The organism is Microbacterium sp. CFBP 13617 (assembly GCF_014839445.1).
In the GTDB taxonomy this organism is placed as follows: Bacteria; Actinomycetota; Actinomycetes; order Actinomycetales; family Microbacteriaceae; genus Microbacterium.
This window is the reverse complement of record NZ_JACYNW010000002.1, coordinates 705,119-730,368: the sequence shown is the minus strand read 5'-3', so window position 1 is coordinate 730,368 and position 25,250 is coordinate 705,119. Positions and strand designations below refer to the sequence as shown.

At 70.1% G+C, this 25,250-nt stretch carries 23 protein-coding genes; 19 read left to right on the top strand and 4 right to left on the bottom strand.

All coding sequences use genetic code 11. The features are described from left to right. Positions 1 to 7: 7 nt before the first annotated feature. Positions 8 to 784, bottom strand: a complete 777-nt coding sequence (locus IFU40_RS08130; RefSeq protein WP_083285894.1) for a CPBP family intramembrane glutamic endopeptidase — start codon at positions 782 to 784, stop codon at positions 8 to 10. Positions 785 to 1,136: 352 nt separating this feature from the next. On the opposite strand from IFU40_RS08130, the gene IFU40_RS08125 reads away from it, so the two are divergent. The 3 genes from IFU40_RS08125 to IFU40_RS08115 all read left to right on the top strand — a co-directional run bounded on the left by IFU40_RS08125 (position 1,137) and on the right by IFU40_RS08115 (position 5,691). After that, entirely contained in the window at positions 1,137 to 2,912 is a 1,776-nt protein-coding gene (locus tag IFU40_RS08125; protein WP_070409696.1) for an ABC transporter family substrate-binding protein, read from the top strand. A 153-nt stretch (positions 2,913 to 3,065) separates the two neighbouring features. After that, positions 3,066 to 4,610, top strand: a complete 1,545-nt coding sequence (locus IFU40_RS08120) for an ABC transporter permease (protein ID WP_055836193.1) — start codon at positions 3,066 to 3,068, stop codon at positions 4,608 to 4,610. A gap of 31 nt (positions 4,611 to 4,641) precedes the next feature. Then, on the top strand, positions 4,642 to 5,691 hold the full coding sequence (locus IFU40_RS08115) for an ABC transporter permease (RefSeq protein WP_055836196.1): 1,050 nt from the start codon (positions 4,642 to 4,644) through the stop codon (positions 5,689 to 5,691). A gap of 20 nt (positions 5,692 to 5,711) precedes the next feature. On the opposite strand, the gene IFU40_RS08110 is transcribed toward IFU40_RS08115, so the two are convergent. Beyond that, a complete protein-coding gene (locus IFU40_RS08110) occupies positions 5,712 to 6,314 on the bottom strand; it encodes a PH domain-containing protein (RefSeq protein WP_055836199.1) in 603 nt (200 codons plus the stop codon). A gap of 62 nt (positions 6,315 to 6,376) precedes the next feature. Between IFU40_RS08110 and IFU40_RS08105 the strand changes: the two genes are divergently transcribed. Both IFU40_RS08105 and typA read left to right on the top strand, forming a co-directional pair. Further along, positions 6,377 to 8,131 carry a dipeptide ABC transporter ATP-binding protein gene (locus IFU40_RS08105; protein ID WP_191925986.1) on the top strand — a complete coding sequence of 585 codons (1,755 nt, stop codon included), beginning with the start codon at positions 6,377 to 6,379 and terminating at the stop codon, positions 8,129 to 8,131. A gap of 131 nt (positions 8,132 to 8,262) precedes the next feature. After that, complete coding sequence (gene typA / locus IFU40_RS08100) at positions 8,263 to 10,173, top strand: translational GTPase TypA (protein ID WP_055836205.1); 1,911 nt, start codon at positions 8,263 to 8,265, stop codon at positions 10,171 to 10,173. 568 nt (positions 10,174 to 10,741) lie between these two features. Here the strand turns inward: typA and IFU40_RS08095 are convergent. Then, the gene (locus IFU40_RS08095; protein ID WP_055836207.1) at positions 10,742 to 11,293 is read right to left on the bottom strand and encodes a helix-turn-helix domain-containing protein; all 552 of its coding nucleotides are present in this window, start codon (positions 11,291 to 11,293) and stop codon (positions 10,742 to 10,744) included. Positions 11,294 to 11,358: 65 nt separating this feature from the next. Here IFU40_RS08095 and IFU40_RS08090 point away from each other — a divergent pair, with 65 nt between their 5' ends. The 12 genes from IFU40_RS08090 to IFU40_RS08035 all read left to right on the top strand — a co-directional run bounded on the left by IFU40_RS08090 (position 11,359) and on the right by IFU40_RS08035 (position 21,539). Further along, entirely contained in the window at positions 11,359 to 12,087 is a 729-nt protein-coding gene (locus tag IFU40_RS08090; RefSeq protein WP_191925985.1) for an AzlC family ABC transporter permease, read from the top strand. Further along, on the top strand, positions 12,084 to 12,398 hold the full coding sequence (locus IFU40_RS08085; protein ID WP_191925984.1) for an AzlD domain-containing protein: 315 nt from the start codon (positions 12,084 to 12,086) through the stop codon (positions 12,396 to 12,398). The genes IFU40_RS08090 and IFU40_RS08085 overlap by 4 nt, the downstream gene beginning before the upstream one ends. 46 nt (positions 12,399 to 12,444) lie before the next feature. Next, a complete protein-coding gene (locus IFU40_RS08080; RefSeq protein ID WP_191925983.1) occupies positions 12,445 to 12,873 on the top strand; it encodes a DUF6113 family protein in 429 nt (142 codons plus the stop codon). A 65-nt stretch (positions 12,874 to 12,938) separates the two neighbouring features. Beyond that, complete coding sequence (gene fdxA, locus IFU40_RS08075; protein WP_055836218.1) at positions 12,939 to 13,259, top strand: ferredoxin; 321 nt, start codon at positions 12,939 to 12,941, stop codon at positions 13,257 to 13,259. Positions 13,260 to 13,262: 3 nt separating this feature from the next. Further along, entirely contained in the window at positions 13,263 to 14,366 is a 1,104-nt protein-coding gene (dapC, locus tag IFU40_RS08070) for a succinyldiaminopimelate transaminase (RefSeq protein WP_191925982.1), read from the top strand. 79 nt (positions 14,367 to 14,445) lie between these two features. Continuing rightward, positions 14,446 to 15,243, top strand: a complete 798-nt coding sequence (locus IFU40_RS08065) for a helix-turn-helix transcriptional regulator (RefSeq protein WP_191925981.1) — start codon at positions 14,446 to 14,448, stop codon at positions 15,241 to 15,243. 81 nt (positions 15,244 to 15,324) lie between these two features. After that, the gene (locus tag IFU40_RS08060; protein ID WP_191925980.1) at positions 15,325 to 16,302 is read left to right on the top strand and encodes an ABC transporter substrate-binding protein; all 978 of its coding nucleotides are present in this window, start codon (positions 15,325 to 15,327) and stop codon (positions 16,300 to 16,302) included. A gap of 65 nt (positions 16,303 to 16,367) precedes the next feature. Next, complete coding sequence (locus IFU40_RS08055; protein WP_198424681.1) at positions 16,368 to 17,339, top strand: iron chelate uptake ABC transporter family permease subunit; 972 nt, start codon at positions 16,368 to 16,370, stop codon at positions 17,337 to 17,339. Further along, positions 17,336 to 18,352, top strand: coding sequence for a FecCD family ABC transporter permease (locus IFU40_RS08050; protein WP_191925978.1), 1,017 nt, complete (start codon positions 17,336 to 17,338; stop codon positions 18,350 to 18,352). Before IFU40_RS08055 ends, IFU40_RS08050 begins: the two co-directional genes overlap by 4 nt. Then, complete coding sequence (locus IFU40_RS08045) at positions 18,349 to 19,188, top strand: siderophore-interacting protein (RefSeq protein ID WP_191925977.1); 840 nt, start codon at positions 18,349 to 18,351, stop codon at positions 19,186 to 19,188. Before IFU40_RS08050 ends, IFU40_RS08045 begins: the two co-directional genes overlap by 4 nt. After that, the gene (locus IFU40_RS08040; protein ID WP_191926063.1) at positions 19,185 to 19,997 is read left to right on the top strand and encodes an ATP-binding cassette domain-containing protein; all 813 of its coding nucleotides are present in this window, start codon (positions 19,185 to 19,187) and stop codon (positions 19,995 to 19,997) included. The genes IFU40_RS08045 and IFU40_RS08040 overlap by 4 nt, the downstream gene beginning before the upstream one ends. Positions 19,998 to 20,240: 243 nt before the next feature. Continuing rightward, positions 20,241 to 21,539 (top strand): citrate synthase, encoded by a 1,299-nt coding sequence (locus IFU40_RS08035; RefSeq protein WP_082509624.1) that lies wholly within the window; start codon positions 20,241 to 20,243, stop codon positions 21,537 to 21,539. A gap of 383 nt (positions 21,540 to 21,922) precedes the next feature. Here the strand turns inward: IFU40_RS08035 and dapD are convergent, their stop codons facing one another. Next, positions 21,923 to 22,843, bottom strand: coding sequence for a 2,3,4,5-tetrahydropyridine-2,6-dicarboxylate N-succinyltransferase (dapD, locus tag IFU40_RS08030; RefSeq protein ID WP_191925976.1), 921 nt, complete (start codon positions 22,841 to 22,843; stop codon positions 21,923 to 21,925). A 43-nt stretch (positions 22,844 to 22,886) separates the two neighbouring features. Between dapD and dapE the strand changes: the two genes are divergently transcribed. Together dapE and IFU40_RS08020 are read left to right on the top strand one after the other, a co-directional pair. Continuing rightward, entirely contained in the window at positions 22,887 to 23,963 is a 1,077-nt protein-coding gene (gene dapE, locus IFU40_RS08025; protein ID WP_191925975.1) for a succinyl-diaminopimelate desuccinylase, read from the top strand. Further along, positions 23,960 to 25,183, top strand: a complete 1,224-nt coding sequence (locus IFU40_RS08020) for a hypothetical protein (protein ID WP_191925974.1) — start codon at positions 23,960 to 23,962, stop codon at positions 25,181 to 25,183. Before dapE ends, IFU40_RS08020 begins: the two co-directional genes overlap by 4 nt. Positions 25,184 to 25,250: the final 67 nt, after the last annotated feature.

Here is a 25,250-nt window from a genome sequence, read left to right as displayed (position 1 = left end):
CGGGGCGTCACGGGGTGACGGTCGGCGACGGTGTGGGCGTGACCGCGGGGGTCGGCGGGGCGAAGATCGCGGGCCACCACGCCGCTGCCAGCGGGTAGCCCACGAAGGCCACGATGTCGATGATCGTGTGCGCCACGACGAGCGGCATGACGCGGCCCCAGCGCTTGTAGCACCAGCCGAACACGAGTCCCATGACGACGTTGCCCAGCGCCGAGGGCCACCCCTGGTAGAGGTGATAGCTGCCGCGCAGCAACGCCGTCGACACGATGATCCCCGTCCACGACCAGCCGAGGCGTCGCAGGCGGTCGAAGAGGTACCCGAGGAAGATGACCTCCTCGGTGAGCCCCGCCCGAAGGGCCGCGAGCACCAGCAGAGCGATGACCCACCACGACGAGTCCAGGGGTGCCGGAACGACGGCGATGCTCTGGCCGAGCGCGCGTCCGATCGCGTACACCCCGATCCCCGGAACGCCGATCAGCAAAAGCAGCAGCACCCCGCGCAGAATGTCGCTGCCGAACCGCCGGAAATCCAGGCCGATCCGGTGCAGCGCATTGTTCGCCGGCTCCCACAAGAGGAAGACGACGAGCGCGACCAGAGCCAGCGAGAACGCGATGTCCAGGAACTGGTAGACGGCGTCCCAGAGCGGTTCGGCGCTGCGCGACGGATTCAACTGCGTCTGCTGCTGCGAGATGGGCGCCCGGGTCACGGTGCGCACGAACGACACCACCGAGTAGATCGCGGACTGGCCCACGGTGACGAGTAGGACGAGGGCGATCTCCCACATCAGTCGTCGTCGTCGATATGTCGCGTCGCCCTCGCCGAGGGAGGGCGGGGCGGAGAACGGATGCCGGGTCACACCGTGTATCTAACACCGGCGGGCGATGACCGATGGGTGCGCGCACGAGCATCGGCGGGGGATGCTCGGCCGCTTCCGGGGATGACACAGAACGGGGTTGTCAGAATGCTCTACGCAACCGCGCTCAAGTTAAAGGTCTGTAACGAATTGCCCAGGAGTTTTGACCATCCGGAAGCCTTTATCTATCGTTTCGGTATCCACGGCTTCCCCCTGCCACTCGTGTGTCGGGGGTGCCCGTCCACTCTGCACTGGAGGCAAAGTGTCTGAAAAGACTCGGCGCATGCGCGCCCTTACGGCGGGAGCAGGAGTCGCGGTCGCGGCTCTGGCCCTTGCCGGTTGCACCACCACCGCCACCCCCGAGGGCGGTGCGTCGTCCACCGGCGGCACCGTCACCATCGCCACGACGAACGCGTTCACCTCGTTCAACGGCGACACCCCCGAGGCCAACCTCGACACCAACGGCATGGTCGGTTACCTGACCGGTGTCAGCGGCGGCCTGGGCCTCGGTGGCTTCCAGCGCCTCGATAAGGACTTCTCGATCCTCGACAACACCGACTTCGGCACGTACGAGACGGTCTCCGAGGACCCCCTCACGGTCAAGTACACGATCAACGAGGGTCTCACCTGGTCGGATGGCGAGCCCATCAACGCCGATGACATGCTCGTCAACTGGGCCATCAACTCGGGCTACTTCGACGACGCCAAGCTCGACCCCGCCACCAGCGAGGTCACCAACGGCGGCACGCAGTACTTCAGCCTCGCCGGCAGCACCGCGGGTCTCGACACCACCGCCTTCCCCACGATCAGCGACGACAACATGTCGATGACGCTGGTGTACTCGCAGCCCTTCGTGGACTACGAGCTCGTCAACCCGATCGGCAAGCCGGCCCACGTGCTCGCCGAGAAGGCCGGCGTGTCGGAGTCCGAGTTCGTCGACCTGCTCAAGTCGCTGCCCGAGGGCAACCCCGACGCGCCCGTCGCGCCCAACGCGACGCTCAAGGCCGCGGCCGACTTCTGGAACACCGGCTACGACGTCACCGCCATGCCGACCGACCAGAGCCTGCTCGTCGCGAGCGGTCCGTTCATCGTGACCGACTTCACGCCCGAGCAGAGCATCACGCTGGGCAAGAACCCCAACTACAAGGGCGAGATGTCGCCCGCGTACGACCAGCTGATCATCCGCTTCATCGGCGACTCGAACGCTCAGGTCACGGCGCTCCAGAACGGTGAGGTCCAGGCCATCCAGCCGCAGGCCTCCGCCGACACGCTGACCGCGCTCGAGAACGCGAACGCCACGGTCCACTCGGGCAGCCAGCTCGCGTACGACCACGTCGACCTGACCTTCGGCGGTGTCTTCGCCGACGCCAACGTCCGTGAGGCCTTCCTCAAGACGATCCCGCGTCAGCAGATCCTCGACTCGATCATCAAGCCGGTCAACCCCGACGCCAACGTGCTCAACTCGCAGATCTTCCTGCCCACCGACGGCGACCAGTACACCACCGCCGTCTCCTCGAGCGGATACGACGCGTTCACCGAGCCCGACATCGAGGGCGCCAAGGCGCTGCTCAACGGTGCCACCCCGACCGTTCGCATCCTCTACAACACCAACAACCCGAACCGTGTCGACAGCTTCCGCGCCATCCAGCAGTCGGCGCAGCAGGCCGGCTTCGTGATCGAGGACGCCGGTTCGCCCGACTGGAGCAAGCTCCTGGGCAGCGGCAGCTACGACGCGTCGATCTTCGGTTGGGTCTCGCCCGGTGCCGGTAACGCCGCGCTCCCGCAGATCTTCAAGAGCGGCGGCGGCGGTAACTACAACAACTACAGCAACTCGGCCGTCGACACCCTCGTCGACGAGACCCAGGTCACGGTCGACACGACCAAGCTGGCCGACCTCAAGGTGCAGATCGACACGGCCACGGCGAAGGACTTCTACGGTCTGCCGCTGTTCCAGTCGCCCGGTCTGTTCGCTGACAACGGTTCCGTGACGGGCGTCGACTACTTCGGCGGCCAGACCGGCATCGTCTGGAACGCACAGGAGTGGACGCTCGCGGGTTGATGACCCGTTGATCCCTCGTGAGGCGCCGGAGTCGCTCGGCTCCGGCGCCTCACTTCGTCTGCGCGCGGCGCGCTCTCTGCGCCGCGCCCGCGACTATCCTTTCCAGGGCGCCGTCTCCGCGTCCGTCACCCGATCGAAAGAAGACCTCCCGCGATGGTCGGATTCATTCTCAGGCGCATCGCCGTCTCGATCCTGGTTCTGCTTGCAGCATCGTTCATCATGTACGTGCTCGCCGCCAACGCCGGCGACCCCCTCCAGGACCTCCGCGACAGCACCGCCGCCAACCGCGACCAGCTGATCGCCGCCCGCGTCGCCGCGCTCGATCTGAACGTGCCCGCGCCGCTGCGTTACTTCCTCTGGCTGGGCGGCGCCGCCGGCTGCCTCATCCCCTTCGCCGGAACCTGCAACCTGGGCCTGACGATCAGCAATGCCCCCGTCCTCGACATCCTGCCCACCGCGGTCGGCTCCACTCTCCAGCTCGTGACGGCGTCGTTCGTGCTGGCGATCGTGCTGGGCATCGTGGTCGGTGTCGTCTCGGCCCTGCGCCAGTACAGCGGCTTCGACTTCGGCATCACGCTGCTGAGCTTCTTCCTCTTCTCGCTGCCGTCGTTCCTCGTGGCGGTGCTGCTGAAGGAGTTCCTGGCCCTCGGCTTCAACAGTTTCCTCGAGTCGGCCACCTCGATCCCGATCTGGGTGATCGTCCTCCTGGCGGTCGTGTCCGCCGTCGTCTGGCAGGCCATGATCGGCGGCGAGGCGCGTCGTCGCCTGATCGTCGGCGCCACCGCCGCCGCGGCGACCGTGGCGCTGCTGGTGTACTTCAACGTCACCGACTGGTTCCGCAACCCCGGGTTCGGCCCCGTGGGTTTGCTGCTGATCATCGCCGGTGTGGTCGTCATCGTCACGGCCCTCATCGCCGGGCTCACCAACCGTCGCGCCCTCATCGTCGCGGCGCTCAACGGCGCGATCTCGTACCTCTGCTTCTTCCTGCTGCAGGGACTGTTCGACATCTCCACGCCCGCGACGATCATCATCATCGGCCTGGTCGCCGTGGTCGTCGGTCTCGCCACGGGCTACCTGCTCGGCGCCCCCGACCGCGGAATGACCGCGCGCATCGGCGGCCTCGTGGCGTTCCTGTCGTTCGCGCTCGTGATCCTCGACCGCTACATGCAGTCGTGGCCGGCATACGTCAACAACCCGCGCATCAACGGTCGCCCCATCGCGACGGTCGGTGCCGTCACCCCCGGGTTCAACGGCGACATGTGGATCACGGGCATCGACAGCTTCACGCACCTGCTGCTCCCGACGATCTCGCTGCTGCTGATCTCGTTCGCGGGATACACGCGCTACGCCCGCGCGGGCATGCTCGAGGTGATGAACCAGGACTTCATCCGCACGGCCCGCGCCAAGGGTCTGCCGGAGCGGACGGTCATCCTGCGCCACGGCCTGCGCAACATGCTCATCCCGATCGTGACGCTCGTTGCAACCGACGTCGGAGCCCTCTTGGGTGGCGCGGTCATCACCGAGAAGGTCTTCGCGATCTCGGGCATGGGTCAGCTGTTCGTGACCTCCATCCAGCGTGTGGACGTGAACCCGGTGATGGGCTACTTCATCGTCATCGCGATCACCGCCATCGTCTTCAACTTCCTGGCCGATCTCGCCTACGCGGCGCTCGACCCCCGAGTGCGAGTGGTCGCATGATCGCCGCCGTCCGATTCCCGGAGGTCTCCCGATGACTCAGATGCTTCCCGAACCCGCGAACGTCGATGCGCCGGTCCCGGCCGACGAGCGCGACACCGTCGGGGTGAGCCAGGGACGGCTCGTCCTGCGTCGCTTCCTGTCGAACAAGATCTCCGTCGTCTCCGGCATCCTGTTCGTGCTGCTGGCGATCTTCTCGATTTCGGCGATCGGCCTGGGGCCCATCCCGGGCTGGTGGAAATACGACTACACGTCGCTGAACCCGCAGAACGACGGCGGGGCGCCGACGCTGTCGGTCTTCCCCTTCTCGCTGGGCGAGCACCCGTTCGGTCAGGACCGCATCGGCATCGACTACTTCGCGATGACGATGCGCGGCATCCAGAACTCGATCCTCGTGATGATCATCATCAGCTTCGTGGGCACCACGGTCGGCACCGTCATCGGCGCCCTCGCCGGGTACTACCGCGGCTGGGTGGATGCCGTCCTCATGCGCATCACCGACGTGTTCATCGTCATCCCGATCATCGTGATCGGCGCCGTCGTCGGTCGCGCGACGGGCGGCCTCGGTGTGATCCCGCTGGCGTTCTTCCTCGCGATGGTGTCGTGGACGACGATCGCCCGCTTGGTGCGCGCCGAGTTCCTGTCGCTGCGCGAGCGCGAGTTCGTCGAGGCCGCCCGCGTGGCGGGCGCCAGCGACGCGCGCATCATCTTCAAGCACATCCTGCCCAACGCCATCGGCGTGGTCATCGTGGCGGCGACGCTTCTCGCCGCCTCGGCGATCCTGCTCGAGACCGCGTTGAGCTACCTGCAGCTCGGCGTGCGCCCGCCCGACGTGTCGCTGGGTCTGATCATCTCCGACAACCAGTCCGCGTTCTCGACCCGCCCCTGGCTGTTCTGGTGGCCCGCCGTGTTCATCGTGCTGCTGGCGGTGCTGGTCAACTTCGTCGGCGACGGCCTGCGCGACGCGTTCGACCCGCGTCAGAAGCGCTTCTCGCTGCGTCGCACGAAAGAGACCTCGGCGTCGTCGACCACCGCTCCCGCGAGCACGCAGGCGCGGGTGCACCCGGAGACCCCGTCGTCATGACGCTCGCCTTCGCGCGGGTGTCAGCCCAGGGCGACCGCCGCGACGAGACCGGCCGCGCCGGCCACGAGCAGCACGAGGTTGCCCGTGCGGACGCCCACGTGCACACGGACGCTCTCGGCGACACCCGCCTCGATGCGTCCGGCTTCGCGCAGGGCGTGCCAGCGGGTGCGCACCATCTCGGCGGCGCGTCCGGAGTCGGTGTTCGGCAGCTCGCCGGGGCGCGTCTGCGGCGTCGACGGGCTGTCGCTGCGGCGGTGGGCGCGGGCGGCGCGGAGCGATCCGGTCGCGCCGGGCGCCGGTGCGGCGGTGACGCCGATGCGACGTCCGGGCGTGTGCAGCTGCAGCGAGTACCGCGTGTCGACGTGGATGAGCGCCGCCCACGGCACGAGGTAGCGCAGGGCGATGTTGTCGACCTGCACGCCGTCGTCGTCGACGGACACCGAGGGCGACCACAGGATGCCGGTGACCAGGGCGGCCGCTCCCAGCGCGCCCACGATCACGAGGGCGGGCGCCTCGCTCGCCCCGGGCGTGACGAGCAGACCGATCGCTACGACGGCGATGATCGCCCAGACGATGCCGCACAGGACTCGGGTGAACGTCGAACGGAACGTCTGGCGTGGCATCCTCCGATTCTTTCATTCCCCGATCACTCACTCCCGCTCGGCGGGACCGAGAGGACATTCTCATGAGCACGACCGAGAAGGCGGCCATCCCCGCCCTCGAGATGACCGACGTCAGCGTCGACTTCGCGGTCGACGACGTGTGGGTTCCCGCCGCGAAGCACCTCACCTACTCGATCGCGCGCGGCCAGGTCGTCGCGGTGGTCGGCGAGTCGGGCTCGGGCAAGAGCGTCAGCTCGATGGCCGTGCTCGACCTGCTGCCGCGCAACAGCCGCGTCACCGGCAGCATCAAGGTCAACGGCCGTGAGGTCACCGGCCTGTCGGCGTCGCAGATGCGGCAGCTGCGCGGTCCCGAGGTCGCGGCGATCTTCCAGGAGCCGATGACGGCCCTGAACCCCGTGCTGACGGTGGGGTCGCAGATCATCGAGGCGCTGCGCGCGCACACCCCGATCGCTCCCACGCAGGCCAAGGCCCGCGCGATGGAGCTGCTCGAGATGGTCGGGCTCCCCGACCCGGCGAAGGCCTTCGCCTCGTACCCGCACCAGCTGTCGGGCGGCCAGCGCCAGCGCGCCATGATCGCGCAGTCGATCAGCCTGGAGCCGGCGCTGCTCATCGCCGATGAGCCCACGACCGCGCTCGACGTGACCGTGCAGGCCGAGATCCTCGATCTCATCCGCGACCTGCGCGACCGCCTCGACTCCGCGGTGCTGCTCATCACGCACGACATGGGCGTCGTCGCCGACCTCGCGGACTGGATCGTCGTGATGAAGTCCGGCGACATCGTCGAGCAGGGCCCCGCCGGGAAGGTGCTGGGCGACCCGCAGGACGCCTACACGAAGGAACTGCTGGCCTCGGTCCCGCGCCTGGGCGAGACCCTCGAGGGCGAAGCCACGGTCGACGTCGTCGAGGCCTTGGCCACCGCGGTGGCCAGCGGTCCCGCCCGCACCGAGACGATCGCCCTCGCCGTCGCCGCCCCCGAGATCGCCCACCCGGTGCTGCAGCTCGACAACGTCTCGATCGAGTACGGCAAGAAGGGACGCGTCGCCGCTTTCCGCGCCGTCGACGACGTCACGCTGGGCATCGCCGAGGGCGAGATCGTCGGACTGGTCGGAGAGTCGGGGTCGGGCAAGTCGACCATCGGCCGCGCCGCCATCGGTCTGCAGCCCATCGCCGACGGTCGTCTGGTGGTCGACGGCGTCGACATCTCGAGCGGTTCGCGCAAGCTCATCAAGTCGCTGCGCCGCCGCGTGGGCATCGTGTTCCAGGACCCGTCGTCGTCGCTGAACCCGCGCCTGCCGATCGGCGAGTCCATCGGCGAGCCGCTGTTCCTCGCCGGTGAGGCCAAGGGCGCCGAGCTCGACGCGCGCATCGAGAAGCTGCTCGACGAGGTGCGTCTTCCGCGCAGCTACCGCAACCGTTACCCGCACGAGCTGTCGGGCGGGCAGAAGCAGCGCGTGGGCATCGCGCGCGCCCTCTCGCTGCAGCCGCGTCTGCTGGTCGCCGACGAGCCCACGAGCGCGCTCGACGTCTCCGTGCAGGCCCGCGTGCTCGAACTTCTCAGCGAGCTGCAGAAGGAGCACCGTTTCGCGTGCCTGTTCATCAGCCACGACCTCGCCGTGGTGGATGCGATGGCAGATCGCATCGTGGTGCTCAACCGCGGCAAGATCGCCGAGCAGGGCACCCGCGATCAGATCCTGCGCGCACCGAAGCAGCAGTACACGCAGCGACTCATCGCCGCGATCCCGGTGCCCGATGTCGAGGTCCAGGCTGCGCGCCGCGAGCTCCGTCACGAGCTGCTGAAGGACGACCCGGCCTCCTGAGGTGCCGGAAAGGGGCGGGATTCCGAGGAATCCCGCCCCTTTCTGCTGTCTGCCAGGCTGCGCGGCGGGCGCCCGGTAGACTAAGGGAGCCCGATTCCGGGCGCCACCCCGAATTTTCCTGGAGACCCTCCATGGCGCACGCCCTTCGTCCTGACCTCCGCAACGTCGCGATCGTCGCGCACGTCGACCACGGCAAGACGACTCTCGTCGACGCCATGCTCCGCCAGACCGGCTCGTTCGGCGACCACGCGCACATCGAAGAACGCGCGATGGACTCGAACGACCTCGAGCGCGAAAAGGGCATCACGATCCTCGCCAAGAACACGGCGATCACCTACAACGGCGTCCACAGCGACGTGCCGGTCACGATCAACGTGATCGACACCCCGGGCCACGCCGACTTCGGTGGCGAGGTCGAGCGCGGCCTGTCGATGGTCGACGGTGTCGTGCTGCTCGTCGACGCGTCCGAGGGCCCGCTGCCCCAGACCCGCTTCGTGCTGCGCAAGGCCCTCGAGGCCAAGCTCCCCGTCATCCTGTTGGTGAACAAGACCGACCGACCCGACGCGCGTATCGGCGAGGTCGAAGAAGAGGCGCACGACCTGCTGCTCGGTCTCGCGTCCGACCTGGTCGACGACGTTCCCGACCTCGACGTCGATGCCCTGCTCGACGTCCCCGTCGTGTACGCCTCGGGTCGTGCGGGAGCTGCGTCGCTGAACCGTCCCGCCGACGGCTCGCTGCCCGACAACGACGACCTCGAGCCGCTCTTCGGCGCGATCCTCGAGCACGTTCCGGCCCCGTCGTACGACGACGAGGCGCCGCTGCAGGCGTGGGTCACCAACCTCGACTCGAGCCCCTTCCTCGGCCGCCTCGCGCTGCTGCGCGTGTTCAACGGCACCCTGAAGAAGGGTCAGACGGTCGCGTGGGTCCGAGCCGACGGCACCACCAGCAACGCCCGCATCACCGAGCTGCTGAAGACCCGCGCGCTGGAGCGCTACCCGGCCGACGACGCCGGCCCCGGTGACATCGTCGCCATCGCCGGTTTCCCCGACATCACCATCGGCGAGACCATCGCCGACCCCGAAGACGTGCGGCCCCTCAAGGCCATCACGGTCGACGACCCGGCCATCTCGATGACCATCGGCACGAACACCTCGCCCCTCATGGGCAAGGTGAAGGGTCATAAGCTCACCGCCCGCATGGTCAAGGACCGCCTCGACCGCGAGCTGATCGGTAACGTCTCGCTGAAGGTCGTCGACATCGGACGCCCCGACGCGTGGGAGGTGCAGGGCCGCGGAGAGCTCGCCCTCGCGATCCTCGTCGAGAACATGCGCCGCGAGGGCTTCGAGCTCACCGTAGGCAAGCCCCAGGTGGTCACGAAGAAGATCGACGGCAAGACCTACGAGCCGTTCGAGCACCTCACCATCGACTCGCCCGAGGAGTACCTCGGCGCGATCACGCAGCTGCTCGCCGGCCGCAAGGGTCGCATGGACAACATGACGAACCACGGCACCGGCTGGGTGCGCATGGAGTTCGTCGTCCCCTCGCGCGGCCTGATCGGCTTCCGCACCGAGTTCCTCACCACCACGCGCGGCACCGGTATCGCCAACGCGATCTCGCACGGCTACGAGCCCTGGGCCGGTCACATCTCGACCCGTCAGAACGGCTCGATCGTCGCCGACCGCATGGGCGTCGTCACCCCCTTCGCGATGATCGGTCTGCAGGAGCGCATGTCGTTCTTCGTGCAGCCGACGCAGGAGGTCTACGAGGGCATGGTCATCGGCGAGAACTCGCGCGCCGACGACATGGACGTCAACATCACCAAAGAGAAGAAGCTGACCAACATGCGTGCGGCCAGCTCCGACTCGTTCGAGTCGATGACGCCCCCGCGCCTGCTGACGCTCGAGGAGAGCCTCGAGTTCGCCCGCGACGACGAATGCGTCGAGGTCACCCCCGAGGCCGTGCGTATCCGCAAGGTCGTGCTCGACGCGACCGAGCGCGGACGCTCCGCCTCGCGCCTGAAGCGTCAGGATGCCAACGCGTAAGCGTCTGCATCCACGACGGCCCCGCACCAGCTCCGGCTGGGCGGGGCCGTTTCGCGTTTCTGCGGCGTTCGTTCCCCGTTGAGTGTCCAGGACACGCCGCTGTGCCTCGGGCGGTGGCGGCGTGTCGTGGACACTCGACGGGTTGTGGCGCTGGGGCGGGGCCGGGCAGGGCTCGGCTGGGCTGGGCGCGGATGCGGCCTGAGCGCTGGCGCGGGCCCATTCGCGTTTCCGCGGAGTGGATTCCCCGTTGAGTGTCCAAGACGCGCCGTGTGTGCCGGTGCGGGGGCGGCGTGTCGTGGACACTCAACGGGGTTGTGGCGCTGGGGGGCTCGGCGTTGCGGCGCTTGCGGCTCGGCGTGGGTGCGACGCGAGTGGCTGGGCGGGGCGGTGGCGCGGGGCCGTTTTGCGCGCGCGGCGCTCGTTTCCCGTTGAGTGTCCAGAACACGCCGCGCGTACCCGCGCCGTGGCGGCGTGTCGTGGACACTCAACGGGGTTGTGGCGCTGGGGGGCGGCTCGGCGTGAGCGCGGCGCGGGGGGCTCGACGGGTGTTGCAGTGCGAGCGGTGGGCTCAGCGCGACTCGACGACGCAGACGACGCTCATGCCCGGCTCCAGTGCCTCGAACACGTGCGGAGCGTCGCCGGGGTACGAGAGGTAGTCGCCGGGGGACAGCTCGTAGGGGGCGTCGACCGGGCCGACGAGGCCGCGACCGGTCACGAGCACGACGTGCTCGATCGTGCCGCGGGGGTGGGGCTCCGACAGTCGCGGCGTGCCGGGCTCGGCGCTGAGCAGGTAGATGTCGCGGCGGGCGTGCGGCGGACTCGCCGACAGGAGCACGGCGAGATAGTCGGATGCCGAGGACGACACGGCCGCGGTGGCCTCACCGGCGCGGATGAGCGTGGGGGAGCGCACGCCCTCGTCGACGAGCACCGCGAAGGGCACCTCGAGGGCCGTGGCCAGCGCCCAGAGCGTCTCGACGCTGGGATTGCCTCCACCGTTCTCGAGCTGCGAGACCGTCGCTTTCGCGACGCCCGCGCGGCGTGCGAGCTCCGAGACGCTCAGATCGCGTCGTTCGCGCTCGCGACGCAGGGTCGCGGCGATGCGGTCGCTCAGATCGGTCATGCGTTCATTATGCTCAACGATCGTTCGACTTGACGAACGCCGCTCAAGCGTTCACGATGTTGACCATGCGTTCGTTCTACCGAACAACCGAGGGTGTCGCCGCTCGCCAGGGGCTCGCCGTCGCGCTGGCGACGAGCGCCTACGGCGTGTCGTTCGGTGCCCTGTCGGTGGCCTCCGGACTCGACGTCTGGCAGACGTGCGTGCTGAGCCTGCTGATGTTCACGGGCGGGTCGCAGTTCGCCTTCGTCGGTGTCATCGCCGCCGGCGGCGCGGCCGCCGCTCCCGCCGCGATCGCATCGTCGGTGCTGCTGGGCGTGCGTAACGCCGCGTACGCGATGCGGATGGCTCCCGTCGTGGCGGGCGGATTCTGGCGCAAGGCCGGTGCGACGCAGTTCACGATCGACGAATCGGTGGCCGTGGGCCTTGCGCAGTCCACGCCGCGCGCACGCCAGTGGGGGTTCTGGGTCACCGGCGTCGCGATCTGGATCGGCTGGAACATCTCGACCCTCCTGGGCGCGCTGCTCGGCGACGTGCTGGGCGACCCGCGCACATACGGCCTCGATGCGGCCGCGGCGGCGGCGTTCCTCGCGCTGCTGTGGCCCCGGCTGCGAGGGCGCGAGCCGCTCGCGGTGGCCGCGGGTGCGGCGGTCGTCGCCGCCGCCCTCACCCCCGTGCTCATGCCGGGCATCCCCGTCATCGCCGCCGCGGGCGTCGCGGTCGCGGTGGGGCTGTTCGATCCGCGCCGCCCGACGTCCGCTCCCGGAGTCGTCGCCGAAGAGAAGGGGATGCCATGACCCTGTGGACCGCGGTGCTCCTGGCCTCGGTGATCTGCGTCGCCCTGAAGGGCGTCGGCTACCTCACTCCCGCACACTGGCTCGAGGCGCCCCGCCCGGCGCGCATCGCCGATCTGCTGACCGTGGCACTGCTCTCGGCGCTGGTGATCGTGCAGACCGTGGCTGTGGGCTCGGAGATCGTCCTCGACGCGCGACTGCCGGCCGTCGCGGTCGCGGCACTGCTGCTGTGGGCGCGCGCCCCGTTCCTCATCGTGGTCGTGGCGGCCGCGGTCACCGCGGCGCTGCTGCGCCTGTGGGGGTGGGCGGCGTGACCGGGGGGTTCTCTCGGGGCAAAGGCGTCGCGCCTACACTGGCGCGATGAGCTCTGGCATCCTGCGCATCGTCGGTTGGGTCGTGGCGCTGCTGGTCGGCGCCTTCTACGGGGCGGCCGGCACGGTCGCGCAGGCGTACCGCCTCGGGCCCGTGCCGCTGGGACTGATCCTGGCCACGATCGGCAGTGCGGCGCTGTTGATCGCGTTGCGCGTGCTGACGGGAGACCGGATCAACGCGCTGGCCGGCGGGTTCGGCATCTCGGCGGCGACGTATCTGTTCTCGCAGGTGGGTCCCGGCGGGTCGGCCATCGTCTCAGCCCCCACCCCGGGCACCGAATGGATCCCCGTGGTGTGGACGATCGTGGGCCCGGCGCTGATGGTCTTCGTGGCCTTCTGGCCCGACTTCTCGCACCTGAAGCAGCAGCCCGCGGTCGGCACGGGCGCGAACGCGACCCCGGCCACGACCGCGCGGTGACGCCTCAGGGGTCATCGGCGGCCGCGCGGCGAGGCCGGTCGCTCCTGCGCGATTAGACTGGGGTCGTGACTTACGTGATCGCCCTCCCGTGCGTCGATGTGAAGGACCGTGCCTGCATCGACGAATGCCCCGTCGACTGCATCTACGAGGGTGAACGGTCGCTGTACATCCACCCCGACGAATGCGTCGACTGCGGTGCGTGCGAGCCGGTCTGCCCCGTCGAGGCGATCTACTACGAAGACGACCTGCCCGAAGAGTGGTCCGATTACTACAAGGCCAACGTCGAGTTCTTCGACGACATCGGCTCGCCCGGTGGAGCGGCGAAGGTCGGCGTGATCGCCAAGGACCACCCCGTCATCACCGCGCTTCCCCCGCAGGCCCACTGAGCCGTGGGCGTCGCCGACCTCGCCGACTACCCCTGGGACGCCGTCGCCCCGTACGCGGAGCGCGCGCGGCGACATCCCGCCGGCATCGTCGACTTGTCGATCGGTTCGCCCGTCGACCCGACGCCCGACGTGATCGCCACCGCCCTCGCCGACGCGACCGACGCGCACGCCTACCCGCAGACGGCCGGCACGCCGGCACTGCGCGAGGCGATCGTCGAGTGGTACGCCCGTCGCCGCGGAGTCCCGGGCCTGACGGCCGCGAACGCCCTTCCGACGGTCGGATCCAAAGAACTCGTGGCGCTGTTGCCGCTGCTGCTGGGCCTCGGTCCTGGCGATGCCGTCGTGCACCCGCGCGCCGCGTACCCGACCTATGAGGTGGGTGCCCGTCTCGTCGGCGCCGAGGCCGTGGCATCCGATGATCCCTCCGAGTGGCCCGCCCACACGCGTCTGGTGTGGATCAACTCGCCGGGTAACCCCGACGGTCGTGTGCTCTCCGCGGCGGAGTTGAGGGATGCCGTGACCCGGGCGCGCGAGCTCGGTGCGGTCCTCGCGTCCGACGAGTGCTACGCCGAACTCGGGTGGGACGCGCCGTGGGACCGCGAGCGGGTGCCCAGCGTGCTCGACCCGGCTGTCGTGGGCGACGACCTCATCGGTGTGCTGTCGGTGTATTCGCTGAGCAAGCAGTCGAACCTTGCCGGATACCGCGCGGCCTTCCTCGCCGGTGACGCGGCCCTGGTGGAGCGACTGCTGACCGGTCGCAAGCATCTCGGTCTCATTCCTCCGGCCCCCGTGCAGCGGGCGATGACCGTCGCCCTGGGCGACGATGCGCACGTCGTCGAGCAGCGCGAGCGGTACGCGCGTCGGCGGGCGATCCTCAAGCCCGCGATCGAGGCCGCGGGTTTCACGATCGACCGCAGCGAAGGCGGGCTCTACCTCTGGGCGACCGAGGGCCGCGACGCGTGGGAGAGCGTGGGTCGGCTGGCCGACCTGGGCATCCTGGTCGGGCCCGGGCACTTCTACGGCACCCACTTCCCGAACCACGTGCGCTTCTCGCTCACGGCGACCGACGAGCGGATCGCCGCGGCGGCGGAGCGGCTGGCTCCGTAGCCCGTGAAGCCGGTCGGGCGGGGGCGGTCCCGCGGGTCACGCACGGCGCGTTCGCGAGCCGCCGATGGATGAGATCAGGATGCCACCGAGCTCGGCCGGTCGGCGCCTGCACTCGGTCGAGATCGCGACGCCGGTGCTTCACGACGAGGGTGAGCACTGGGAGACGCACGCGCACGACGAGCACGAGCTGCTCTCGTCGATCTCCGTGGTGGTGACGGTCGCGACCGATCAGGCCATCTTCGTCGTGCCGCGGGGGGCGGCCATCTGGATCCCCGCGCAGACTCCGCACGCGGTGCACGCGAGCGCCGGCAACGTGATGCGGTGCACGTGGTTCCTCCGCGGCGCGGTGCCGGACGCCCTCACCCTCCCCACGGTGCTGACGACCTCGACCCTCCTCGAGGACGTGCTGGCCCATCTCCACGCCGAATACTCCGATCCCGGGCGTGCCCCCGCGCGCCGCGCCCGGGCGGAGGCGTTCGCCCTCGACCTGCTGTCGCTGGGCGCGCAGCCGGATGCCGGACTCCCGCAACCGCACACCCCCTGGCTCCGGCGGGTGACGCTCGCCCTGTCGGGTGCCCCGGGAGACAGCCGGACGGTGGACGACTGGGCCCGGGCGTGCGCGGTGAGCACCCGCACCTTCAGCCGGCGCTTCCGCGACGAGACCGGCATGTCGTTCTCGCATTGGCGATCGCAGCTGCGCATGCAGGCGGCGATGGCGGCGCTGAGCGCGGGGGCGGGGGTCGCCGTCGTCGCTCGACGGGTGGGATACGACTCGGCGGCTGCGTTCTCGACGGCGTTCCGCGATCGGGTCGGTGCGAGCCCCCGTGCGTTCGTGACGGGCACACACGGTGACCGATTCGCGAATGAAATCGGCTGAACGGCGGAGATTTCTGCCCGCACATGCCGCAACGGCATCGCGATAATTAGGTATCCCTTACCTAACATCGAGGAGTTCTCCGTGCTCAGAACACGTCGTTTCGGCGCGATCGCCGCGACCGCGGCCGTTGCCTTCGCCCTCCTGACGGGGTGCGCCTCACCGGGCCCGGCGTCATCGCCGTCGGGGCAGTCGACCGTCGAGTCGGCCTACGGTCCCGTCGAGGTTCCGGTGTCGCCGGTGCGCGTCGCGGCGGTGTCCTACGACACCCCCTGGCAGCTCATGTCCCTCGGGGTGAAGCCGATCGCCACCATCGACTACTCCCGGTGGGCCGACAGCTACACGGCCGGGCAGATGGAGTACATCGCCGACGCCACGATGATCGGCACCTTCGGCGAGATCAACTTCGAAGCGCTCGCCTCCGCGCGCCCCGACCTCATCGTCGGCACGGCCGACGAGATCGACGAGAGCACCTACGAACGTCTGCGCTCCATCGCGCCCACCGTCGTCACGGGGGGATCCGACCGCGGCGATTGGCAGAGCATCACCGAGCAGACGGCCGCCGCCACCGGGACCACCGAGACGCTGAAGGCCAGCAAGGCCGCGTACGAAGCCCTACGCGACGAGACGAAGAGCACCTACGGCGAGGTGATCGAGTCGCACCGGTGGATCAACTTCTCGTTCGGCGACGAGCCCGGCCAGTTCTCGGTGCAATTGCCCACGGGGTCGACCGGCGACCTGGTCGTGGAAGAACTCGGCCTCCAGTACGGACCCGGTGCGGCCTCGCTTTCGGACACCGAAGGCCGCGGCTACGTCTCGCTGCCGCTCGAGCAGCTGCCCACCGTCTTCGAGGGCGTCACCTACGCGCTGACGTTCGCGGCCGTCGACGGCACACCGCTCGAGGGGATCGAGGCCATCCGCACCTCCCCGGTGTTCCAGACCCTCGATGTCGCCCGATCCGGCGACGTGTACGCCATGCGCGCGAGCGTGACCGACTACGAGACCGCTCAGGAGTGGGTGCGTGAACTGGTCGACAACGTACTTCAACCGCTGAGTCGATGACGGTCGGCGCTGCCGGGGACCGCCGCGTCGCGCGGCGGGCCCCGGCCGTCTCCCGCCGGGGCCGCGTGGCGCTTCTCGCCGCCCTCCTCGCCGGAGCCGCTCTCGCCGTGGCGTCGCTGTGCATCGGCGACCCGCTGCTCTCGCCCGCTCGGGCGTTCGAGCTGCTGCGTCATCCCGACGACTCCGTCGCCTCGATCATCGTCCACACCATCCGGGTCCCGCGTGCCGTGCTGGCGATCGCGGTGGGGGCGGCGCTCGCGGTCGCGGGCGTCGTCATGCAGGCGCTCACTCGCAACCCGCTCGCCGAACCCGGTCTCCTGGGGGTCAACGCGGGCGCGTCCACGGCCGTGGCGGTCGCGTACGTGGTGCTGGGCGTGCACGATTTCTCCGCCACCCTGCTCTTCGCTTTCGCCGGAGCGTGCCTGGCCGCGATCCTGGTGGCGCTGCTCGGCGGCGTCGGGCGCTCGGCATCCATCGCCCGTCTCGTGCTCGCCGGGGTCGCCGTCGGAGCCGTGCTCTCGGGCATCACGCAGGCGCTGAGTCTGATCGACCCAGCGGAGTACGCGCGCATCCGGGTCTGGGAGACCGGGTCGCTCGCCGCACGCGACACCCCGACGGCGCTGCTCGTGTCGGTGCTGATCGTGGCGGGCGTCGCGCTGGCCGTGGGGATCGGGCCGGGGCTGAACCTGCTCGTGCTGGGCGAGGATGCCGCCCACACGCTCGGTGCGCGGGTGCCGCGCGTGCGCGCCATCGGCCTGGTGCTCATCGTGCTGCTGTGCGGCACGGCGACGGCGGCCGTGGGGCCCATCGCGTTCGTGGGCCTCCTCGTGCCGCACGCGGTGCGCGCGGTCGTCGGCGCCGATCAGGTGCGGATCCTGGCCGCCAGTGTGCTCGTGGGCCCGGTGCTGCTGCTGGCCTCCGATGTGATCGCCCGCACGGTCGTCGCGCCCGGTGAACTCCCGCTCGGGGTGGTCACCGCATTCCTCGGGGCTCCCGTGCTCATCGCGCTGGTGCACCGTCGTCGGAGGATGACATGACCTCGATCATCCGCCCACCCGCCGCCCTGCAACGCCGGAGAATCATGGCCTGGGCCCTCGGGGCGGTGCTGCTGGCCGGCGTGAGCGTTGCCACCCTGGCTCTCGGCGACCTCGGCGTCGGGCCCCTCGAGGCGCTGTCGGCGCTCGCGGGCACGGGCGACGCGGGGACGGTGCTCGTCGTGCGCGAGTGGCGGCTGCCCCGTGCCGTGCTGGGAATCCTTATCGGCGCGCTGCTCGCGCTGTCGGGCGCGCTCTTCCAGACGGTCACCCGTAACCCCCTGGGCAGCCCCGACATCCTCGGCTTCTCAGTGGGGGCGTTCACCGGCGTCCTGCTGGCGACCCTCGCGGGTGCGGGTACCGTCCTCGCGCTCACCGGCAGCGCCGTGGTCGGCGGTCTGCTCGCGGCGGTGATCGTCTTCGCCCTCAGCGCGCGCACGGGGTTTCGCGGGCTCACGGTCGTGATCACCGGCGTCGGCATCACCGCCATGCTCGGTGCCGTCAACGTCGTGCTCGTGGTGCGCCTCGACGACGTGCGCGCCCGTGCCGCCGCCGTCTGGGCGACGGGCTCGCTCAACGGCGTCGAGGTGGGCTGGATCCTGCCCGCTGCCGTCACCCTGGGGACGGGCGCCGTCGTCGTGGCCGCTCTCGCCCCCGCGATGCAGGCCCTCGAGTTCGGCGAAGAGAGGGCGGCCGGCCTCGGCGTGCGCCCGGTCGCGGTGCGCTGGACGGCGATGCTGGTCGGAGTCGCCATGATCTCGGTCGCCACCGCCGTGACCGGTCCCGTCGGCTTCGTCGCGCTGGCCGCCCCGCAGATCGCGCGACGACTGTGGGGGACCGGGACGATCCCCTTCGGCGCGTCCGCCCTCACCGGAGCCGTCCTGCTGTGCGCGAGCGACCTCGTCGCTTCGCGTCTGCTCGCCCCCGTCATGCTGCCCACCGGCATCGTGACCGTCTGCCTCGGCGGGGTCTACCTGGCCTGGCTGCTCACCCGTCGAGAGAAGGAGAACCCATGACCGAGCCCGACGACCGTCCGGCATTCGCCGGGACCGTGACGGCGGTCGCACGCGTCACCCCCCACATGGTGAGGGTGGTGATCGGCGAGGTGCACTCCCTCGACGGTCAGGGTCTGGATGCCGCGCAGCACCCCGACGAGTTCTTCGGGCTGTGGGTGCCGGGCCCGGATGCCCTCCCGCTCAAGCGGTACTACACCGTCCGCGAGCGCCGCCCCGAGACGGGCGAGCTGGTCGTCGACCTGCTGCTGCACGGGCACGGTCCGGCCACCGAGTGGGCGGCGCGCGCCGCGGTGGGCGACACCGTGTTGTTCGAGGCCCCCCGCGGGCACTACGCGCCGCCCGCCGACACCACGCGCATCCTCCTGTGCGGAGACGCGACGGCGCTGCCGGCGATCGGCCGCATCCTCGACGAGCGGGCGCTCACCGGTGCGGGCGGCCCTCCGGTGACGGTCGTCATCGCCCTCGACGACCCGACCGACCGCCAGGAGCTCACTGTCCGACCGGGCGACGACGTGCGGTGGTGCGCGCCCGGAGATCTCGTCGCCGAGACCCGGCGACTGAGCGCCGACGACCCCGATGCCTACGTGTGGTTCTCGGGGGAGGCCTCGGACATGCGGACCGTGCGCACCACGCTGCGGCGCGAGCGGAGGATCCCGCCACACCGCTGGATGACGATGGGGTACTGGCGTCGCGACAGCGAGCGGTGGATCGCGCGCTTCGAGGCGGCCGGGCCGGGCCTCCGCGACGCGATCGAGGAGGTGTTCTCGTCGGAGGCCGACGACGAGGAGCAGACCGACAGGTTCGAGGACCTGCTCGCCGAGAAGGGACTGCTGTGACACCGATCCCGGATGCCGAGAGCCCCGGCGTGCTCACCGCCGTCGACGTGTCGATCGCCTACCCGCACGGCGAGACCGTGGTGGACGGGCTGTCCCTCGGCATCCGACGCGGGTCGTTAGTCGCGATCGTCGGTCCCAACGGCTGCGGGAAGTCGACGCTGCTCCGGGCGTTCGCCCGGCTGCTGCCGATCGCTGCGGGGTCGATCGTCTTCGACGGACGCGAGCTGCAGTCGCGGGCCCCGCGGGAACTGGCGCGCTCGCTCGGAATGCTCCCGCAATCCAGCACCGCCCCCGACGGGATGCGCGTGGCCGACCTCGTCGCTCGAGGCCGTTACCCGCACCGCCGCCCGTTCGCACCCTGGACCGCCGCCGACGAAGACGCCGTGCGTCGCGCCCTGGAGGCCACCGGCGTCACCGACCTCGCTTCGCGCGACATCGACGCGCTCTCGGGCGGACAGCGTCAACGGGTATGGCTGGCGATGGCCCTCGCGCAGGACACGCACACCCTGCTGCTCGACGAACCGACCACCTATCTCGACATCGCGCACCAGCTCGACGCCCTCGAGCTGTTCCGCCGCATCAATCGCGAACAGGGTCGCACGATCGTGGCCGTGCTGCACGATCTGAACCACGCGGCACGCTACGCCGACCGCATCGTCGCGCTGAAGCGCGGCCGCGTCGTGATCGACGGCCCGCCCGCCGACGTGCTCACCGCCAGTGCGGTCGAGGAGGTCTTCGATCTGCCGTGCCGCATCATCACCGACCCCGAGTCGGGCACACCGCTGGTGGTGCCGAAGACGCGCGGGTGAGCGGATGCCGTGAGATCGGCGGTGGCAAAAGGAGGATCCCTCCCTTCGATGGGGGCATCCTTTGGCGATGTCATCTGTAGGCGCCCCGGCCTACTAGGCTGTAAAAGCAGTGCGTTCGGGCAACCCTCCGGGCGTGCGCCGACCCGGACGCCGCCCCCGCGGCATCCCCGGTTCGGGAAGATCGCGGGTGCCTCCCGCCCTCGCGGTCGACAAGTGGGCGACCAGAAATCGCAAGGAGGCGCGGTGAGCGACGTGGGTACGCAGCAGGACAAGGCCACCCTCACGGTAGGGGGCACCACCGCCGAATTCGCGGTTCTTCGGGGCACCGACGGCATCCCCAGCATCGACATGGCGTCGCTGACGAAGCAGACCGGGCACACGGCGCTCGACTACGGCTTCGTCAACACCGCCTCGACGAAGTCGGACATCACCTACATCGACGGTGACCAGGGCATTCTGCGCTACCGCGGATACCCGATCGAGCAGCTGGCTCAGAACAGCACCTACCTCGAAGTCGCGTGGCTGCTCATCTACGGCGAGCTGCCCTCGGCATCCGAACTCGCATCGTTCGACGAGCGCATCCGCCGTCACACGTTGCTGCACGAAGACCTGAAGAGCCTGTTCTCGTCGCTTCCGCCGACCGCGCACCCCATGTCGGTGCTGTCGGCGGCGACCGCGGCCCTCTCGACCTACTACGAGGCCGAGTCCGACCCGCACAACCCCGAGCACGTCGAACTCAACACCGTGCGCATGCTCGCGAAGCTCCCCGTGATCGCGGCCTACGCGCACAAGAAGAGCATCGGGCAGGCGTTCCTGTACCCCGACAACTCGATGAGCTTCGTCGACAACTTCCTCAAGCTGAACTTCGGCGTCATGAGCGAGCCGTACGAGATCAACCCCGTCATGACCAAGGCCCTCGACCTGCTGCTGATGCTGCACGAGGACCACGAGCAGAACGCGTCGACCTCGACGGTGCGCCTGGTGGGCTCCACCGGCGCCAACCAGTTCGCGTCGGTGTCCGCCGGCATCCAGGCCCTGTCGGGCCCGCTGCACGGTGGCGCCAACGAGGCCGTGCTGCAGATGCTCGGCCGCATCCGCGATTCGGGCGAGAGCGTCGAACGCTTCGTCGAGCGCGTGAAGAACAAAGAAGAGGGCGTCAAGCTCATGGGCTTCGGCCACCGGGTCTACAAGAACTACGACCCGCGCGCCAAGCTGGTGAAGGGCGCTGCCGACGAGGTGCTCGAAGCCCTCGGCGTGAGCGACCCCCTGCTCGACCTCGCGAAGGAGCTCGAGCAGATCGCCCTCGAGGACGACTACTTCAAGGAGCGTCGCCTGTACCCCAACGTCGACTTCTACACCGGCGTCATCTACAAGGCGATGGGTTTCCCCACGCGCATGTTCACCGTGCTCTTCGCGATCGGACGCCTGCCCGGCTGGATCGCCCAGTGGCGCGAGGCCATCAGCGACCCGCAGACGAAGATCGGCCGCCCGCAGCAGCTGTACACGGGTGCCGCGGTGCGCGACTACCCCGGCATCGGCTGACACCGGCCCTCGAACGCCCCGTCCCTCTCGCGAGGGGCGGGGCGTTTCGTCTGCCGGCGGGGAGGTGCTGGCTCTCGGCGGCCCGGAAGCGCGTCGGTGCGGGTGTGGCCGAGGCAACCGGTGAGTGCGGCAGGGTGCGGCGTCGAGACCCCGGCGCCGCCTCGCCCATAAACGCTGATCGTGCGGATAAACGCGGTGTCGTGGCGTTTATGCGCACGAAGAGCGTTTATGGGCATGATGCGTACGCCGCGCGGGCGCGGGGGACGGACGGATGCCGCGCGGCCGTGGCTGCGGGACGGATGCCGCGGGGCGGGCGACGCGACACGCGGTGCGGTTCGGCGTCGGGCGTGCAGCGCCGCGCGTGCAGCGTCGCGCGTGCGGCGTCAGGCGTGCAGGGCCTCGTTCAGCGTGACGCCGACGCCGGCGCGGGCCGAGACCTCGACGGCGCCGGTGAGGGAGTTGCGGCGGAACAGGATGCCGTCACGGCCCGACAGCTCGCCGGCCTTGACCGTCTCGTCGCCGACCCGCACCTTGGTGCCGGCGGTGACGTAGAGTCCGGCCTCGACGACGCAGTCGTCGCCGAGCGAGATGCCGATGCCCGCGTTGGCGCCGAGCAGGGTGCGCGCGCCGATCGAGACGCGGTGGGTCCCCCCTCCCGAGAGCGTGCCCATGATCGAGGCGCCGCCGCCGATGTCGGTGCCGTCGCCGATCACGACGCCCTGCGACACGCGCCCCTCGATCATCGAGGAGCCGAGCGTGCCGGCGTTGAAGTTGACGAAGCCCTCGTGCATCACGGTCGTGCCGGGCGACAGGTGGGCACCCAGCCGCACCCGCGAGGCGTCGGCGATGCGCACGCCGGCGGGCAGCACGTAGTCGGTGAGGCGCGGGAACTTGTCGAGCCCCTGGATCTGGATGCCGTGGCGCTGGAGCGAGGGACGGAGCCGCGCCGCATCGTCGGGGTGCATCGGGCCGGCGCTGGTCCAGGCGACGTTCGGCAGGTGGGAGAAGATCCCGTCGAGGTTGATGTCGTTGGGACGCACCAGCAGGTGCGACAGCGCGTGCAGACGCAGGTACGCGTCGGCGGTCGACGCCGGTGCCGCGTCGGCGTCGATCGTGAGGGCGACGGCCTCGACGACGACACCCCGGCGCTCGTCGGCCCCGGCCGTCTTCTCGAGGTCGGCCCGCTCGGCATCCAGGGTCTCGGGCACGCCCAGGACCGGCCGGGGGAACCACGTGTCGAGCACGGTCCCCTCGAGGGTGCGGGTGGAGAGGCCGGCAGCGCTGATGCGTCGTTCGTTGCTCACACGTCCAGGCTAGCGGGGGTGCCGCCTGTGGGAGGATCGGGGCATGGCCGCCCTCGACCTCACTTCCTCGTCCGTCGACCTCACCCGTGCGATCTGCGACATCGCCAGCGAGTCGGGGGACGAGACCACCCTCGCGGATGCCATCGAGGCCGCCGTCTCGGCCTACGGGCACCTCGAGATCATCCGGGACGGCGACACCGTCGTGGCCCGCACCCAGCTGGGGCGCGACCGACGCGTCGTCATCGCGGGGCACATCGACACGGTCCCCATCAACCGCAACCTGCCGGTGGAGGACCGCGAGATCGACGGCGAGGCGTTCCTCTGGGGTCGCGGCACGGTCGACATGAAGGCCGGCGTCGCCGTGCAGCTGAAACTCGCCGCGGAGCTGGTCGCACCCCCTGTCGACATCACGTGGATGTGGTACGACCACGAAGAGGTGGACTCCTCTCTGAACGGTCTCGGCCGTCTCTCGCGCAACCGTCCCGACCTGTTCGCCGGAGACTTCGCCATCCTCGGGGAGCCGAGCAACGGCGAGGTCGAGGGAGGGTGCAACGGCACGCTCCGCGCGCTCGTCCGTACCGACGGCGTGCGCGCGCACAGTGCGCGCTCGTGGATCGGCGAGAACGCCATCCACAAGGCGGCCCCCATCCTCGCCCGCCTGGCCGAGTACCGCGCCCGCGAGATCGAGGTCGAGGGCCTCCTCTACCGCGAGGGCCTCAACGCCGTGCGCATCTCGGGCGGTGTCGCCGGCAACGTCATCCCCGACGCGTGCGAGGTCGAGGTCAACTACCGCTTCGCGCCCAGTCGCGATGCCGAGGCCGCCGAGCGCGTCGTGCGTGACGTGTTCACCGGATTCGACATCGAGATCGTCGACGTGGCGGAGGGCGCCCGACCCGGGCTCGACGCGGCCCTCGCGCAGGACTTCGTCACGGCCGTGGGGGCGACCCCGAAGCCCAAGTACGGCTGGACCGACGTCGCACGGTTCTCGGCCCTGGGCATCCCCGCCGTCAACTACGGCCCCGGCGACCCGCACCTGGCCCACCACGACGAGGAGCGCGTTCCGCTCGCGCAGATCGACGCGGTCGAGCGGGGTCTGCGGGCGTGGCTGAGCGGGTCGTGACCGCCGACGTCACGGCATCGCCGTCCGTCCGCGGGTGGGAGCGGCTGCCCGTCGCCGCACGGATCGCCCTCGTCTACGTGGTCGCGCGCGTGATCACGACCGGGTTCTTCGTCGTGACGGCGGCGCTGTCGGGACCGGCGTCGCGCTACGGCGTGGCCCCCTCGTTGGGCGAGCTCGCGCTGGGCTGGGACGCGCAGTGGTATTGGCTGGCGGCGGTGTCGGGGTACCCGGCCGACCTTCCGCTGGCCGCCGGGGGTCACGTCGCCGAGAACGCGTGGGCGTTCATGCCGCTGTACGCCTACCTGTCGGCGGGCCTCGGAGCGCTGCTCGGGTCGTGGGGCGCGGGGGCCGTGGCCATCTCGCTCGCTTCGGGCTACGGCGCGTGCGTCGTGCTGCACGCGCTGCTGCGCGAGCGCATCGGCGCCTCGGCGGCGATGTGGGCCGTCGTCTTCTTCGCGTGCGGCCCGCTGGCCGCGCTGTTCCAGGTGGGGTACGCCGAGGCGCTGTTCCTGTTCCTGCTCTTCCTCGCCCTGCGCTGCGTGCAACTGCGACGATGGGGCTGGCTGTACCTGCTCGTCCCGGCGATGGGGTTCACGCGCCCGGGCATCCTCGCCTTCGCGCTGTTCCTCGCCCTGCTCGGCATCCACCGCTTCCTCCGTCGCCGCACGGAGCCGCTGCCGAGACGCGACGTGGTGCACATCGTGGCGCTGGGGGCGCTGTCGACCCTCGTCGGGTTCGCGTGGCAGGGCATCGCGACGATCGTCACCGGCGATCCGGGCGCCTACCTCCCCACCGAGCTCGCGTGGCGGCGCAACTGGCTCGGCGATAGCGGGGGGCACTTCGTCCCGGTCGACGGGTGGGTGCAGGCGGCGGGATTCTGGTTCACGCAGTGGGGGCCCGGGCCCGTCGTCGGATACGTCGCGCTCGTCGTGCTCATCGTCGGCGCCGCGGCCGCGCTGCTGCTGCTGCCCCAGGTGAAGCGACTGGGAATCGAGGTGCGCCTGTGGTCGGCGAGCTACCTCGTCTACCTGCTGCTCGTGTTCTTCCCCCAGTCGAGCATCTTCCGTCTGCTCGTGCCCGTCTCGCCGCTGTGGGGGGCGTTCGCCGTGCCGACCTCGCGCGGCTGGCGCATCGGCGTTCTGGCCCTGTCGCTCCTGGGGCAGTGGTGGTGGATCTACAACATGTACGGGCTGGCCAACACCTTCTGGCAGATTCCCTGACCGGGCACGATGACGTACTTCGCCGCGCGGGACGACGACACTCGCGGGTTACCGGTAAACTCCTAGG

Excerpts from the sequence above, each read along its gene's own strand:
- IFU40_RS08130 (WP_083285894.1), bottom strand. The coding sequence starts at position 784 with ATGTGGGAGATCGCCCTCGTCCTACTCGTCACCGTGGGCCAGTCCGCG.
- IFU40_RS08125 (WP_070409696.1), top strand. The coding sequence starts at position 1,137 with ATGCGCGCCCTTACGGCGGGAGCAGGAGTCGCGGTCGCGGCTCTGGCC.
- IFU40_RS08120 (WP_055836193.1), top strand. The coding sequence starts at position 3,066 with ATGGTCGGATTCATTCTCAGGCGCATCGCCGTCTCGATCCTGGTTCTG.
- IFU40_RS08115 (WP_055836196.1), top strand. The coding sequence starts at position 4,642 with ATGACTCAGATGCTTCCCGAACCCGCGAACGTCGATGCGCCGGTCCCG.
- IFU40_RS08110 (WP_055836199.1), bottom strand. The coding sequence starts at position 6,314 with ATGCCACGCCAGACGTTCCGTTCGACGTTCACCCGAGTCCTGTGCGGC.
- IFU40_RS08105 (WP_191925986.1), top strand. The coding sequence starts at position 6,377 with ATGAGCACGACCGAGAAGGCGGCCATCCCCGCCCTCGAGATGACCGAC.
- typA (WP_055836205.1), top strand. The coding sequence starts at position 8,263 with ATGGCGCACGCCCTTCGTCCTGACCTCCGCAACGTCGCGATCGTCGCG.
- IFU40_RS08095 (WP_055836207.1), bottom strand. The coding sequence starts at position 11,293 with ATGACCGATCTGAGCGACCGCATCGCCGCGACCCTGCGTCGCGAGCGC.
- IFU40_RS08090 (WP_191925985.1), top strand. The coding sequence starts at position 11,359 with ATGCGTTCGTTCTACCGAACAACCGAGGGTGTCGCCGCTCGCCAGGGG.
- IFU40_RS08085 (WP_191925984.1), top strand. The coding sequence starts at position 12,084 with ATGACCCTGTGGACCGCGGTGCTCCTGGCCTCGGTGATCTGCGTCGCC.
- IFU40_RS08080 (WP_191925983.1), top strand. The coding sequence starts at position 12,445 with ATGAGCTCTGGCATCCTGCGCATCGTCGGTTGGGTCGTGGCGCTGCTG.
- IFU40_RS08065 (WP_191925981.1), top strand. The coding sequence starts at position 14,446 with ATGCCACCGAGCTCGGCCGGTCGGCGCCTGCACTCGGTCGAGATCGCG.
- IFU40_RS08050 (WP_191925978.1), top strand. The coding sequence starts at position 17,336 with ATGACCTCGATCATCCGCCCACCCGCCGCCCTGCAACGCCGGAGAATC.
- IFU40_RS08045 (WP_191925977.1), top strand. The coding sequence starts at position 18,349 with ATGACCGAGCCCGACGACCGTCCGGCATTCGCCGGGACCGTGACGGCG.
- dapE (WP_191925975.1), top strand. The coding sequence starts at position 22,887 with ATGGCCGCCCTCGACCTCACTTCCTCGTCCGTCGACCTCACCCGTGCG.